Here is a 15,288-nt window from a genome sequence, read left to right as displayed (position 1 = left end):
TCTTCTTCCAAAGGAAGATGCTGGTGCATGTGGAGAACACCTCACATAATAGATAAATTGACTCGTAGTGCTAGTTGAGAACTAGCACTACGAATTAAAAGAAGCATGTTTAGCTCAACGTGTGCGACAATTAAGCGGCTTCGGTGCAAAAACAGAAGAAAATATTTTAGCTGCACTTGCCCACATGAATGCACGCCCTGAGCGTTTACCGATTGCGTTTATGTTGGAAGTTGCTTCCGACATCGAGCGTCAGCTAGAAAACTTCGCTGGCATTATTCAGTTTTCACGCGCAGGCAGTTTACGGCGCGTGTGTGAGACGATCAAAGATTTAGATTTTATTATTGCAGCAACAGACGATGCGCTCGTTCGTAAGCAGTTGTTGCAACTTGAACATATTTATGACGTTGTCGCAAACGGTGAAACGAAAGTATCGTTGCAATTGCAATACGATTATGTTGTCAATGTCGATTTTCGCCTCGTTTCTCCTAAACATTTTGCGACAACGCTTCATCATTTCACCGGTTCAAAAGACCATAACGTTCGCATGCGCCAATTAGCAAAAGAGCGCGGTGAAAAAATTAGTGAGTACGGTGTTGAAAACATTCAAACAGGTGAAGTAAAAACGTTTACGACAGAGGAGCAATTTTTTGCCCACTTTCATTTGCCGTTCATCCCACCAGAAATGCGTGAAAGTGGAAACGAAGTCGATGCATATGATGGGACACCACTCCTCACTTTATGTGATATACGTGGAGATTTACATATGCATACGACATGGAGCGATGGGGCGTTTTCGATTCAACAAATGGCGGAAGCATGTCGGAAAAAAGGATATCGCTACATTGCAATTACCGATCATTCACAGTTTTTAAAAGTAGCCAATGGACTAACTGTTGAACGACTAAAACGCCAACAAGAAGAAATTGCTCGCTTGAACGAACAATATGATGACTTTGTCATTTTATCAGGTATTGAAATGGATATTTTACCGGATGGAACGTTAGATTTTGCGGATGATGTATTGCAAACGGTTGATTTTGTCATTGCGTCGATTCATTCTGCTTTTTCGCAACCGCAAGAAACGATTATGAAACGATTGAAAGAAGCGCTTATGAATCCATATGTTCATATGATTGCACATCCGACAGGAAGATTAATCGGAGAACGAAGCGGATACGATGTAAATATAGATGAATTGTTGCAGCTTGCGAAAGAAACAAATACGGTGCTTGAGTTGAATGCAAATCCACATCGTCTTGATTTAACGTATACCTATTTACAAAAGGCGCAACAGCTTGGTGTCAAAATCGCGATTAATACGGATGCGCACAACGTTCGTATGCTTGATGATATGGAGCTTGGTGTGGCGTTTGCTCGAAAAGGTTGGATTCGAAAAGAAACGGTCATTAATACATGGGATATCGAACAACTCATGTCTTTTTTGCGAAAATAAACAGCTGGAGGGTTTATCGGTGCATGCCAAAACATTACACATTCTTGAATTTGATAAAGTGAAAGCACAGCTTGCGGAATATGTATCTTCCTCACTAGGGAAAGAAAAAGTCGTAACGCTTGTGCCATCATCGGACGTTGAAGAGGTGACGCGTTGGCAAGAAGAAACGGATGAAGCAGCAACCGTTCTTCGCTTGCGCGGTCACGTCCCTCTTGGTGGCATATTTGATGTTCGTCCCCAGACGAAACGCGCAAGCATCGGGGGAACGCTCAGTCCACATGAGCTACTCGATGTTGCAAGTACGATGCGGGCGGCGAGACAGTTAAAAAAGTTTTTAGAAGCGACAGAGGCCAACTTGCCACATATTATCGCATATGTGGAGCAAATAGTTCCTCTAAACGAGCTCGAACAACATATATATCATTGTATTGATGAAAGCGGAGATGTGCTTGACGAGGCAAGTGAACGGCTGCGCTCGTTACGTCAACAGCTACGTACGATCGAAGGAAGGGTGCGCGATAAGTTAGAAAGTATTATTCGCTCATCATCTGCCCAAAAGACATTATCGGATGCAATCATTACGATTCGTAACGATCGGTACGTCATCCCTGTCAAACAAGAATATCGCCATACGTATGGTGGAATTGTACATGATCAGTCCTCATCTGGGGCTACGTTATTTATCGAGCCACAATCGGTTGTAGAACTAAACAACGAATTGCAACAGTTGCGCGTGAAAGAAAAACAAGAAATTGAGCGCATTTTAAGTGAATTATCTTCCTCTGTCGGCGAGCAGGCGGAAATAATTATTAGGAACGTCGAATTGCTTGCACAGCTTGACTTTTTATTTGCAAAGGCGAAATACGCGAAAACGATCAAAGCAACAAAACCAGCGATCAATGAGCGTGGATATATTCGTCTTATGCAAGCGCGGCATCCGCTCATCCCTCCTGATCAAGTCGTTCCAAATGATATTGAACTAGGGAACGACTATACGACGATGGTGATTACCGGACCAAATACGGGAGGAAAAACAGTCACGCTAAAAACGATTGGCTTGTTCACCGTCATGGCTCAAGCAGGGTTGCAAGTGCCTGCGTTAGACGGATCGCAATTAGCAGTATTTCGCGCTGTATATGCCGACATTGGTGATGAACAATCAATCGAACAAAGTTTAAGTACGTTTTCGTCTCACATGGTCAATATTGTTGATATTTTAAAACAAGTGGACGAGCATAGTCTTGTGTTGTTTGATGAGCTTGGAGCAGGAACGGATCCGCAAGAAGGGGCAGCTTTAGCGATTGCTATTTTAGATGAAGTGCACAATCGCGGAGCACGTGTTGTAGCGACGACGCATTATCCTGAATTAAAAGCATATGGTTACAATCGACAAGGTGTCATGAATGCCAGTGTCGAATTTGACATCGAAACGTTAAGTCCAACGTATAAACTGTTGATCGGTATTCCAGGTCGAAGTAATGCACTTGATATTTCTCGTCGCCTCGGATTAGACGAACATATTATTGCTCGCGCTCGCACGTATATTAGCGCAGAAAGCAATGAAGTTGAAAATATGATTGCTTCATTAGAACGAAGTAAAAAGCGAGCCGAAGAAGAATGGGAGCAAGCAGAAAAACTTCGTGAAGAAGCAGAACGGTTGAGAAATGAATTAGAGCAACAGTGGAACGAACTAAACGAACAGCGTGAGCGTTTGTTAGAAAAAGCGAAAGAAGAGGCGGAACTCATTGTAAAAAAAGCGATGAAAACGGCAGAAGAAGTGATTCAAAACCTTCGTGACATGCAAAAACAACAAGCCGTTGCGATGAAAGAACATGAGCTGATTGCCGCACGGAAGAAGCTAGAAGAAGCGATCCCACAAATGGAAAGAAAAAAGAAAAAACAAGTCCAAAAAGCTAAGCAACTTTTACATCCTGGCGACGAGGTGAAAGTCACTCATCTTAATCAAAAAGGACAACTTCTTGAGAAAGTATCGAACGACGAATGGCTCGTGCAAATTGGGATTTTAAAAATGAAAGTGCATGAAGAAAACTTGGAGTATGTAAGCAGTCCAACGCCAATTGAAACAAAACCAATTGCGACTGTAAAAGGCCGCGATTATCATGTGCCACTAGAACTCGATTTACGCGGTGAACGATATGAAGACGCGTTGCTTCGCGTTGAAAAGTATATTGATGATGCAGTATTGGCAGGGTACCCGCGCGTGTCTATTATTCACGGAAAAGGGACAGGAGCACTTCGCAAAGGGGTGCAACAATATTTGCAAAATCATCGCTCAGTAAAAAGCATTCGATTTGGTGAGGCGACTGAAGGGGGAACAGGCGTCACCATTGTCGAATTACAATGACGGGAGGAACTATGAGCGCTTTCTGGGAAAACGAAATGATTCATATTGCTGCCAATTTTAGTGTCGTGATTTTATGTTTAGTTTTATTTTTAGCTATTTTTGAACTTGTGACGAAATATAAAAATTGGGAAGAAATTAAAAAAGGAAATATGGCAGTAGCGATGGCAACAGGTGGAAAAATATTTGGGATCGCTAATATTTTCCGATACTCGATCGATCATCACGATTCACTTTTTACGATGATCGGTTGGGGCGTTTACGGCTTCGTTTTATTGTTAATCGGTTATTTTATTTACGAGTTTTTAACGCCAAAGTTTAACATTGACGATGAAATTGCTAATGATAATCGAGCGGTAGGATTTATTTCCATGGTTATTTCGATCGGTTTGTCGTTTGTCATCGGAGCAAGTATACGGTGAGAGGAGAAAAAAATGGAAACTCTAGCGAAAGTATTGCTCGTATTGTGCGGTGTATTTTTGCTTATTGGTGTCATATATATCATGTTTTTTGCATAAAAGGATGTCAGTAGGCATCCTTTTATATTTTTTAATACAAAAATTTCTGAAAATATTATAAAATATAAATAATCTTATAGAAAAAGGGGGAAACAAAATGGAGAAGCCATGGCTAGCGTTATATCCTCAGCAAGTTCCTCATTCAATTGATTATCCGCGCAAGCCGTTGCAACAATTTTTGCGGGAAGCGGCGGAGCAATTTCCGCACAAAACAGCCATTCACTTTTTAGGAAAGGAGCTGACATATAAAGAAATATATGAACAAGCACTTAAATTAGCATCGTATATGCAACAGCTCGGTTTACAAAAGGGTGATCGCGTATCGATTATGTTGCCGAACTGTCCACAAGCGGTTATTAGCTATTATGCTGTTTTATTTGCAGGTGGTATTGTTGTACAAACAAACCCATTATATACTGAACGAGAGTTGGAATATCAGTTAAATGATAGTGGTGCGAAAATCATTATTGGTCTTGATTTACTTTATCCAAGAATCATGAAAGTGAAAGCGCATACAAAAATTGGTCATGTGATCATTACAAGTATAAAAGATTATTTACCGTTTCCGAAAAACGTGTTATATCCGTTTGTACAAAAGAAACAAACAGGGATGATTGTACGCGTCAAACATGAAGGGGATTGCCACTTATTTACGAAAGCATTATCGCTTGCGAGCGGGAAAGTAAAAGAGACGGATGTGAATCCGGTGGAAGACGTTGCGCTTCTTCAATATACAGGCGGAACAACTGGGTTTCCGAAAGCTGCGATGTTGACACATCATAATTTAACGTCCAACACGCTCATGTGCACAAAATGGATGTATAAATGTGAACGCGGGAACGAATCGATTCTCGGTGTGCTTCCGTTTTTTCACGTATATGGGATGACGGCCGTCATGAACTTATCCATTATGGAAGGATATAAAATGATTTTGCTACCGAAGTTTGATGTGGAAACGACATTAAAAACGATTGAAAAGCAACGGCCAACGCTATTTCCAGGTGCACCAACGATTTACATTGCGTTGCTCAATCACCCGAATTTAAGAAAATACGATTTATCATCAATCAAAATATGTATTAGCGGTTCAGCTCCACTTCCTGTTGAAGTGCAAGAACAATTTGAAACAGTAACAGGTGGAAAAATCATTGAAGGATACGGCTTAACTGAAGCATCTCCTGTGACACATTCCAATTTCATTTGGGATGGGAAACGAATTAAAGGGAGCATTGGCGTACCTTGGCCAGATACAGAAGCGATGATCGTTTCAATCGAAACAGGTGAGCGAGCAAATGTGAACGAGATTGGGGAAATCGTTGTGCGTGGGCCGCAAGTGATGAAAGGATATTGGAACCGCCCAGAAGAAACTGCTGTAACGCTTCGAGATGGTTGGTTATATACGGGTGATTTAGGGTATATGAATGAAGAAGGCTATTTCTTTGTTGTCGACCGGAAAAAAGATATGATTATCGCAAGTGGCTATAACGTATATCCGCGCGAAGTAGAAGAAGTGTTGTATGAGCATCCGAAAGTGCAAGAAGCTGTCGTCATCGGTGTACCAGACGCTTATCGTGGTGAGACGGTAAAAGCGTTTATTGTGCTTAAAGATGGAGAACAGTGCACAGAAGAAGAACTTGACGAATTTATGAGAAGTAAATTGGCTGCTTATAAAGTGCCACGCATTTATGAATTTCGAAAAGAATTGCCAAAAACAGCAGTCGGTAAAATATTGCGTCGTGCCCTTGTTGAAGAAGAAAAAGAAAAACAAAAATAACCTTTATACGTTTTTTCTTGACACGTTTTTTGCCTCTCTTTAAAATAAAAATATGAATGATTATTCATTCATATTTTTGAAAGGGAGAATGCAAAGTTGAAACGTGATAAACCGAAGTTTAAACAAATTATTGATGCAGCTGTGATCGTCATCGCTGAAAATGGTTACCATCAAGCGCAAGTATCGAAAATCGCAAAACAAGCAGGTGTAGCTGACGGTACGATCTACTTGTATTTTAAAAATAAAGAAGATATTTTAATTTCACTGTTTCAAGAAAAAATGGGTTATTTTATCGAAAAAATTGAGGAAGAAATAGAAGGAATTTCGAGTCCGTCGGAGAAATTGTTTTTGTTGATTCAAAAACATTTTCAAATGTTAGCGGCGGATCCCCATTTAGCGATTGTTACCCAATTGGAACTTCGCCAATCGAATAAATCATTACGTCTGAAAATTAATGAAATTTTAAAAGGATATTTAAAAGTAGTTGATCGCATTGTGCAAGAAGGGATTGACAAAGGGGAATTTCGTTCAGATTTAGACGTACGGCTTACTCGGCAAATGATTTTCGGGACGATTGACGAAATGGTAACAACATGGGTAATGAATGAGCAAAAATATGATCTCGTTGCATTAGCGAAGCCAGTTCATCAATTGTTAACGAAAGGTTGTTGTGTTTAAAGCACAACAACCTTCCGACATACATGAAGGAGGGAGAATATGTTTTCCGTTCAACAAGAGGGGTATGTGGCGATTTTGACACTTCACCGCCCGCCAGCAAACGCTTTGGCATCTTTTGTTTTGAAAGAGCTTTCAGAACGGCTTGATGCATTAAAGGAAGATGACGAAGTGCGTGTTATCGTTCTCCATGGAGAAGGAAGGTTTTTCTCAGCTGGTGCGGATATTAAAGAGTTTACGGCAATTGAGGCAAGCGAACAAGCAGTTGAACTCGCTCGAGCTGGACAGCGAATAATGGAGAAAATCGAACAGTTTCCGAAACCAATTATTGCAGCCATTCACGGTGCTGCGCTTGGTGGAGGGCTTGAATTGGCGATGAGTTGCCATCTGCGCATCGTAGCGGAAAACGCCAAACTCGGTTTGCCAGAGTTGCAGCTTGGCATCATTCCAGGTTTTGCAGGAACACAACGGTTATTGCGCCATGTCGGTATGGCAAAAGCGCTAGAAATGATGTGGACGAGTGAACCGATCACAGGTGCAGAAGCTGTTCAATGGGGACTAGCGAATAAAGCTGTTCCAGAAGAACAGTTGCTTCATACAGCAAAGCAGCTTGCACAAAAAATTGCTCAAAAGAGCCCGATTTCCGTTCAAGCAGTATTGCAACTTGTCAATGAAGCACGAACAAAAACATTCCATGAATGTGTCGAAAAAGAGGCGCAACTGTTTGGACAAGTATTTGTGACGGAAGATGCAAAAGAAGGCATTTCAGCATTTATCGAAAAACGGACACCACAGTTTCAAGGAAAATAAGAGGGGGAGAGAAACATGAACATTTTCGTATTAATGAAACGTACATTTGATACGGAAGAGAAAATTGTCATTCAAAACGGAAAAGTAAGTGAAGAAGGGGCAGAATTTATCATTAACCCGTACGATGAATATGCGATTGAAGAAGCGATTCAAGTGCGCGACCAGCATGGTGGTGAAGTGACAGTTGTTACAATTGGAAATGAAGATGCAGAAAAAGAACTTCGTACGGCACTTGCGATGGGAGCAGATAAAGCAGTGCTTATTAACATTGAAGACGATGTAGAAAATCGTGACCAATATACAACGGCCACAGTGCTTGCGGAATATTTAAAAGATAAAGAAGCTGATTTAATTTTAGCTGGAAATGTAGCGATTGACGGCGGTTCTGGGCAAGTTGGGCCACGCGTTGCTGAATTGCTAGGTATTCCTTATGTAACAACAATTACGAAGTTAGAAATGGACGGAACAAACGTAAAAGCTGTGCGCGATGTTGAAGGTGACGAGGAAGTCATTGAAACATCGTTACCGCTACTAGTTACGGCGCAACAAGGGTTAAATGAGCCGCGTTATCCATCATTGCCAGGTATTATGAAAGCGAAAAAGAAACCGCTTGAAGAGCTAGAGCTTGATGATTTAGATTTGGAAGAAGACGATGTAGAAGCGAAAACGAAAACGATTGAAATCTTTTTGCCGCCGAAAAAAGAAGCGGGAAAAATTTTGCAAGGAGACATTGCGGATCAAGTAAAAGAACTCGTTTCACTTCTTCATACAGAAGCAAAAGTCATTTAATAGGGGGATGGGGAGCATGGCAAGAAAAGTATTAACATTAGCAGAAGTACGCGATGGAGCATTGCGTAACGTATCATTTGAAGCAATTTCCGCTGCGAAAACGATCGCTGAAGGCGGAGAAGTTGTTGCTGTTGTTGTCGGAGCGAGCGTTCGCTCATTCGCTTCTGAACTTATTGCTTACGGTGCCGATCGGGTTGTTGTCGTCGAACATGGAAAATTAGCTACGTATACGCCAGACGGCTATGCTCAGGCATTACAAGCTGTCGTCGAGCAAGAGAAACCAGAAGGAATCGTCTTTGGTCACACAGCGCTTGGAAAAGATTTATCGCCAAAACTTGCTGCTAAATGGCAATCTGGCCTTGTATCCGATGTTGTTGCGGTTGAAGAGGCAGGTGGAAATATCGTATTTACAAGACCAATTTATTCTGGTAAAGCGTTTGAAAAGAAAATTGTTACTGACGGTCTCATATTTGTTACAGTTCGTCCGAACAATATTGCTCCACTTGAAAAAGATGAAAGTCGTACAGGTGCAGTGGTAGATGTGCAAGTCGAGATAAAAGATTTGCGTACAATCGTTCGTGACATTGTACGAAAAACAGCGGAAGGCGTAGATTTATCTGAAGCGAAAGTGATTGTTGCTGGCGGTCGCGGTGTGAAAAGTGCCGAAGGATTTGAGCCATTGAAAGAGTTAGCAAACGTGCTTGGCGGTGCGGTTGGAGCATCGCGCGGGGCATGCGATGCAGGATATTGCGATTATTCGCTGCAAATTGGTCAAACGGGAAAAGTCGTTACGCCAGATTTATATATTGCGTGCGGCATTTCAGGAGCGATTCAACATTTAGCGGGCATGTCAAACTCAAAAGTCATCGTGGCGATTAATAAAGATCCAGAAGCGAATATTTTCAAAGTAGCAGATTACGGCATCGTTGGTGATTTGTTTGAAGTCGTCCCGCTTTTAATTGAGGAATTTAAAAAATTAAAAGTACATTCATAAGGGCAGAGCACGATGCTTTGCCTTTTCTTTTCAGCATATTTTTTTGTAACAAGGAAATAGTAGAAGCGAAGCAAATGATTGGCGTAAACAATACGTTCAATGGTATACTATGTGCATGGAACCGAAATGTTTAAGGAGGAATGAAATATGGCAATTGTAAATGCAACAGATCAAACGTTTGCTAGTGAGGTAAAAGAAGGTGTTGTGCTCGTTGATTTCTGGGCACCTTGGTGCGGGCCTTGCAGAATGATTGCTCCTGTATTAGAAGAAATAGATCGTGAGCTTGCCGGCAAAGTGAAAGTAGTAAAAGTCAATGTAGATGATAACCCAGAAACAGCTGGGAGATTCGGTGTGATGAGCATTCCGACATTGTTTGTCTTCAAAAACGGTGAAGTGGTAGATAAAACGGTTGGCTTCCAACCAAAAGAAGCGCTTGTTGGTCTTTTAAGCAAACATTTATAATTGACATGCCTCGGAGACATCCGGGGCATTTTTTTTGAAATTTTATATTGACATTGAAAATCGTTCTCTACTATAATGATAACGGTTAATGATAATCGTTATCAAAAAAAGGGGGATACATACGAAATGAAAAAACGTCAATTAAAAGCTGTATTTGCGATGTTTTTATTAGCAGGTGGGATTCTTGCAGGTTGTGGTCAACAAAAGACAGAAACGACGGAGAAGAAGGAAGAAACAAAAGTAGAAGAAAAACAGGAAGAACAGCAGTCGCCTGAAACTGAACAAGTGGAAGAAGTAAACGTTCAAGCGTTTATTGATGCTTATAAAGCAATCAAAGCTGAAACAGAAAAAGCAAAAGAAGGACAGCCAGTTGATTGGAGTCTTGTAGAAAAAACATACGTAGAGCAACTACAAAAGCCAATTAATGAATTGGATGGTACATTTGCTCAAACGATTGAAGCAGCGATTCAAGGTGGAAAAAGTGGAGAGTTAAATGTTCATCCAGCACGTCAAATTGTTGATAAAGTGACACAATCGTATTTTTATCAGTTACAAAAAAAATTACAAAAAGATGTTGTAGCTGCACTTGAAGCTGGTGATCAACAAAAGGCGACAGCATTGTTTGATCAAATAAAATTGCTAGCAACAGAAATTTTCGTTCCAACGGCAATGAAACGTGACGAATATTACCAATTAACGGGAGAATCTAGCCTTGAACAAAGCATTAACGCTGGTTTAGCAGCGCAAGAAGAGGCGTTAAAAGCCAATAACGTAGATGATTTTAAAGTGTACATTCAGTTGACGGATAAATCGATCTATCGTAGCTACTATTTAGCGTCAAAATCATATGCTGAGAAAATTGAAGCAGGTGTGAAAGAAGGAAAGGCAGAAGATGAACTGAAAGGACAACAAGCAGAAGCATGGGGCTTTTTCCAAGCGATTAAAGGCTCTTTAGCTGAAGGAGATGAAGCGGCGACAGCACGTTTGGATGAGATTTTATCGTTAAATAACGATTACAAAACGATCAAAGCATCAGAAGTAAGCGCATTATATGCTAAAGCGTTGTTTGGTAAAATGAAAGGCTATCATGAAAAAGCACCGGCACAGTTAGATGAGAATAACGTTGTCGAAGCGAAAGTAAAAGCGTTAGAAGGTAATATGTTCTTAAAGGCAATTGAATTAGATGTTCAAGCAAAATTAGGCGATGAAAAAGCAGCGGAATTGTTTGCAACAGCAGAAAAGTGGTATAACGCGATTGCTGAAAATAAAAAAGATGAAGCTGCTCAATATAGCAAAGCTGTGCTTGATGCTGTAAGTGCTATTGTTCAATAAACAAACAAAAAAGCCGCGCATACCACGCGGCTTTTTTGTTGTGATACAATAGTAAGGCGATGAACGATGAAGGAGTTACACAAATGACAAAAGTATGTATCACAGGTGGAGCAGGGTTTATCGGTAGTCATCTAGGAAAAAAAATACTTGAACTTGGACATGAGCTCGTTGTTATCGACAATTTCCATCCATATTATTCAACGTGTCGGAAACAATACCAACTCCAACAAATAAAAAATGTCGGTTTTTTTCATTTTTACAATGTAGATATTCTTCAATTTGATGTGTTGAAAACTATTTTTTTTCATCATCGACCGAATGTGGTATTCCATCTAGCGGCGTTGCCAGGCGTACAGCCATCGTTATCAGAGCCGTTAGCATACATTGATTACGATGTGAAAGCGACAGTGAACATATTACAAGTAGCAGGGGAAGCGGGAGTTCAGCACGTTTTATTTGCGTCTTCTTCTTCTGTATACGGTAATCAAGCGTTTCAGCCGTTAAAGGAAGAAATGGCAAATGGTCAAGTTATTTCTCCGTATGCAGCGGCGAAATATAGTGCTGAATCGTTTTGTCACGCATATGCACACATATATGGCTATACGATGACGATTTTTCGTTATTTTACAGTATATGGGCCGTGGGGACGTCCGGATATGGCGATTAGTAAGTTTATTCGTCAATTGTTGCGTGACGAGCCGATTACCGTTTACGGTGATCATACGGCACGCGATTATACGTATATTGATGACATTGTTGCCGGAATGATTCAAGCGTTAGAACGAAAAGGGGAAAGTGATATTTTTAATCTTGGGGCTGGTCAACCGGTGACGATGAAGCAATTGCTTGCGGAGTTGCGCACCCATTTTCCACATATGCGTGTTCATTACGAACCGCCTCGCCTCGGTGATGTTGTTGCCACATGGGCCGATATTACGAAAGCAAAAGAAAAAATTGGGTACGAACCGCGCATATCGTTGCGGGAAGGATTGGCAAAGACGATTGAATGGGCGAAGCAATATGAAAACGAAACAAATAAAAATTTTGATGCGACTCATTAGCTTGATATGTATTGTAGCGTTTATATGGATGACGATTCACCATTTTGATGCACGACTATTGTTTGATCTTATGCACAGGCTTGTTTCGCAACCTTGGCATACGAGTTATATGTTCACCATGTATGGGCTCGCCTTCGTTTTACGTGCTATAGCATGGAAATGGTATTTGCCTCACACCCATTTCCAAACATGTGTCGACGGATTATTTGCTAGTTTATTTATAAACCATATATTTCCGATTAAAATCGGTGATGTCGCTCGCATCGGCATATGTGCAAAACAAAATCGCATTCCATTTGCGATTGTTGCCCAGTCTGTCATTGTACTACGTCTTTTTGATTTTATTGTTTTATTTTTGTTTGCTTTTTCGGGGGCAATCGTTTATATGCAAACGCTTGTACGTTCTGCCCTTGTTTTTCCGCTCGTTGTTGCCGGTATAATTGCTTTATTTGTCGTGCTTCAACAGATGAATCCGTCATGGATACAAAAACATAAACAACATTGGAATGTCATACGGAAAAGTCGTCGTGTTGGACCGATTGTTGTTGCCATTGTTTTTAGTTGGGTATGTGAAGCGGTCGTTTTGTTTGAAATGGCGAAAATGATTGCTTTTCCTCTTTCGTTTACGGAGGCGCTATGGGTAAATAGTATGGCGGTTGGTGGACAAGTATTTCAAATGACTCCGGGAGGATTAGCGACATATGAGGCTGTCATGGCGTTTGCGTTAACGCGCATTCACTCAGATTGGGAACAAGCATATGCCCTTGCACTAGCGACCCATTTATTTAAATTTTTATTTTCTTATGTCGTTGGGCTATACGTATGGTGGCGCATCCCAACGTTATGGACATTCGTTCGAAAGGAGAACGTAACGTGAAAAAAGCATCGAAGTTTGAAAAAATAGCAGCAAGGTGTTGGAATTTATTAAATGAAGGAAAGCCATTTACCCCGATTTTCGTTATAGGGACAATGCTTCTTTTTCACTTGTTAGATGGAATGACGTTGGAAGAGGGAGGAAAAATATTCCATAGCTTTTTGCTAACAGTTCCTCTTTTTGTTTTGTATTACATATATGACTATCCGTTATTTTTACGTAACTATTTATGGATTCCTTATGTCATTTTTTTGATGATTTCGTCTTTCGTACCGACGACTTTACTTTTACTTGCTGTTAGCCTCTATTTCTTTTTTACCGTTTTCTTTTGGGGAACATTATACTATCATTTACGTATTGGAACAACATGGTTGAATTTCACTCGTTTTTGGAAACTTGTGTTAAAAAATAGCGACTCAACGAGCGGAAATGCACAAGAACAATTGCCAAAAGCATTACTTCTTCTTTCTGTATGGGAATACGGAGTACAACACGATGTACATACTCCGTCATTTATCGCTTTTTACGTCTTTGTTTTCGTATGGTCGTTTATTTTGCATCGTTATTTATTTGATTGGAAACCAAAAGTGATTGACCATTATACAAATAACGTGCCGCCAAATGAGAAATCGTTAAGTGATCGCGTCATCGTTCTTGTTGTTGACGGAATGAGAAAGGATCGTTTTGAACAAGCCAACGCCCCATTTTTAAAGTCGCTTCGTACGAATGGAACGGATTTTACGCAAATGGAAACGGTATATCCCGCAAGAACGGTCGTATGCTTTACATCGATGCTCACAGGAACATACCCGTTTGAACACGGCATTCGTTCAAATATGGTATGGAAACTAGGGATTCGTGTCGAAAGTATTTTTGATGTTCTCCGGAAAGTAGGGAAAAAAGGAAAAGTGCTCGGCATCGCTCATCTTGTCGATTCCCTAGGAAATGATGTCGAAACGGTAACGGCTGTCATGCATAACGATGTTGCTGATCGCAATATTATGGAACGCGCAAAACAACTGATGACCGAACAAGATTTACATTTACTTGTCGTTCAATTTATCGGAACGGATCAAACAGGACATAGCCGTGGTGTACACTATGATGAATACGTACAAAAAATTGAAGAAGTTGACACATTAATTCAACAATTTATTGAATGGTTGCACGAACAAGGAAAAATGGATAATACAACGTTAATCATTTGTGCAGATCATGGACAAGCAGATGGAATTGGCGGACATGGCCATTTAGATGAAGGAGAACGATATGTGCCATTTTTTATGTACGGTCCAATGATTGAAAAAGGGAAGCGAATTGACGAAAAACATAGCCTCGTTTCTCTTGCTCCAACGATCGCTTATTTGTTAGGAGCACCATATCCGAGCCATAGCCGTGGCCCTGTGTTAGTTGAAGCGCTAAAGAAAGAGGGGGAACGATGAAAGTAATTGTATTTTTACCAGCACATAATGAGGAGGAAGCAATTGGGGAAGTCATTCGTCGTATTCCAAGACATATTCAACCGAATATAGAAGTACACGTTCTTGTTGTCGACGATGGATCAACAGATCGTACAGTTGATATAGCTAAACGAGCGGGAGCGGATTTCATTTACCGGCACGAACGAAATCGAGGGCTAGGTGCAGCTGTGCGCACCGGCTTACAACAATGCGTCGAACTTGGTGCGGATATCGGTGTGATGATTGATGCAGATAACGAATATCCACCGGAACAAATTCCTGATCTCATTATGCCTATTTTACATGGAGAAGCAGATTATACAATGGGTTCCCGTTTTTTAGGGACGATTCAAGGAATGAAGTGGCATCGGCGAATTGGAAATTACTTATTTACATTTATTCAATCCATCTTATTGAAAAGATGGATTTATGACGGTCAATCAGGAATGCGAGCATTTTCTCGTCAAGCGATGGAAGAAGCAGAAATTATTCATGATTACAACTATGCTCAAGTATTGACGTTAAATTTAGTGCGCAAAGGATTTCGGTTAAAAGAAGTGCCAATTGTATATCAAGTAAGAACGACGGGTCAATCATTTATTAAATTTACAGCTTACCTCAAACATGTCATTCCGGCTATTGTGAAAGAGATGTGCCGTCCAGTGAAACGAAAGCATATGCGCTCTATTCAGCAACGCTAGGGAGATTCTCTAGCGTTTTTTCT

General features: G+C 40.7%; 13 protein-coding genes and 1 pseudogene. All 14 read left to right on the top strand.

Annotation, left to right across the window (positions count from 1 at the left end):
- Positions 1–94: 94 nt before the first annotated feature.
- Positions 95–1,453, top strand: a pseudogene (polX, locus tag HNQ82_RS11420) (DNA polymerase/3'-5' exonuclease PolX); the annotation flags it as partial.
- Between the two features lie 19 nt (positions 1,454–1,472).
- Positions 1,473–3,818, top strand: a complete 2,346-nt coding sequence (locus HNQ82_RS11415; protein WP_183249739.1) for an endonuclease MutS2 — start codon at positions 1,473–1,475, stop codon at positions 3,816–3,818.
- 11 nt (positions 3,819–3,829) lie between these two features.
- A complete protein-coding gene (locus tag HNQ82_RS11410; protein WP_032100526.1) occupies positions 3,830–4,237 on the top strand; it encodes a DUF350 domain-containing protein in 408 nt (135 codons plus the stop codon).
- Positions 4,238–4,430: 193 nt separating this feature from the next.
- Positions 4,431–6,107 carry a long-chain-fatty-acid--CoA ligase gene (locus tag HNQ82_RS11405; protein ID WP_183249737.1) on the top strand — a complete coding sequence of 559 codons (1,677 nt, stop codon included), beginning with the start codon at positions 4,431–4,433 and terminating at the stop codon, positions 6,105–6,107.
- A 96-nt stretch (positions 6,108–6,203) separates the two neighbouring features.
- Positions 6,204–6,785, top strand: a complete 582-nt coding sequence (fadR, locus tag HNQ82_RS11400; RefSeq protein WP_004889140.1) for a fatty acid metabolism transcriptional regulator FadR — start codon at positions 6,204–6,206, stop codon at positions 6,783–6,785.
- Between the two features lie 39 nt (positions 6,786–6,824).
- Positions 6,825–7,592 (top strand): enoyl-CoA hydratase, encoded by a 768-nt coding sequence (locus HNQ82_RS11395; protein WP_183249735.1) that lies wholly within the window; start codon positions 6,825–6,827, stop codon positions 7,590–7,592.
- 15 nt (positions 7,593–7,607) lie between these two features.
- The gene (locus HNQ82_RS11390; protein WP_183249733.1) at positions 7,608–8,381 is read left to right on the top strand and encodes an electron transfer flavoprotein subunit beta/FixA family protein; all 774 of its coding nucleotides are present in this window, start codon (positions 7,608–7,610) and stop codon (positions 8,379–8,381) included.
- Positions 8,382–8,397: 16 nt separating this feature from the next.
- Positions 8,398–9,375 carry an electron transfer flavoprotein subunit alpha/FixB family protein gene (locus tag HNQ82_RS11385; RefSeq protein ID WP_183249731.1) on the top strand — a complete coding sequence of 326 codons (978 nt, stop codon included), beginning with the start codon at positions 8,398–8,400 and terminating at the stop codon, positions 9,373–9,375.
- Positions 9,376–9,522: 147 nt separating this feature from the next.
- On the top strand, positions 9,523–9,837 hold the full coding sequence (gene trxA, locus HNQ82_RS11380) for a thioredoxin (protein ID WP_032100268.1): 315 nt from the start codon (positions 9,523–9,525) through the stop codon (positions 9,835–9,837).
- A gap of 126 nt (positions 9,838–9,963) precedes the next feature.
- Positions 9,964–11,169, top strand: a complete 1,206-nt coding sequence (locus HNQ82_RS11375; protein WP_183249730.1) for a hypothetical protein — start codon at positions 9,964–9,966, stop codon at positions 11,167–11,169.
- Between the two features lie 83 nt (positions 11,170–11,252).
- Positions 11,253–12,230 carry an NAD-dependent epimerase/dehydratase family protein gene (locus HNQ82_RS11370; protein WP_183249728.1) on the top strand — a complete coding sequence of 326 codons (978 nt, stop codon included), beginning with the start codon at positions 11,253–11,255 and terminating at the stop codon, positions 12,228–12,230.
- Positions 12,190–13,107: a lysylphosphatidylglycerol synthase transmembrane domain-containing protein gene (locus HNQ82_RS11365; RefSeq protein WP_183249726.1), complete on the top strand. Its 918-nt coding sequence runs from the start codon at positions 12,190–12,192 to the stop codon at positions 13,105–13,107. Before HNQ82_RS11370 ends, HNQ82_RS11365 begins: the two co-directional genes overlap by 41 nt.
- Complete coding sequence (locus tag HNQ82_RS11360) at positions 13,104–14,546, top strand: alkaline phosphatase family protein (protein ID WP_183249724.1); 1,443 nt, start codon at positions 13,104–13,106, stop codon at positions 14,544–14,546. Before HNQ82_RS11365 ends, HNQ82_RS11360 begins: the two co-directional genes overlap by 4 nt.
- Entirely contained in the window at positions 14,543–15,265 is a 723-nt protein-coding gene (locus tag HNQ82_RS11355) for a glycosyltransferase family 2 protein (protein WP_183249722.1), read from the top strand. The genes HNQ82_RS11360 and HNQ82_RS11355 overlap by 4 nt, the downstream gene beginning before the upstream one ends.
- The last annotated feature ends 23 nt before the right edge of the window (positions 15,266–15,288 follow it).

This window comes from Anoxybacillus tengchongensis (genome assembly GCF_014201585.1).
GTDB lineage: Bacteria > Bacillota > Bacilli > Bacillales > Anoxybacillaceae > Anoxybacillus > Anoxybacillus tengchongensis.
The sequence above is the reverse complement of the archived record's forward strand: the minus strand, read 5'-3'. Positions and strand labels throughout refer to the sequence as shown.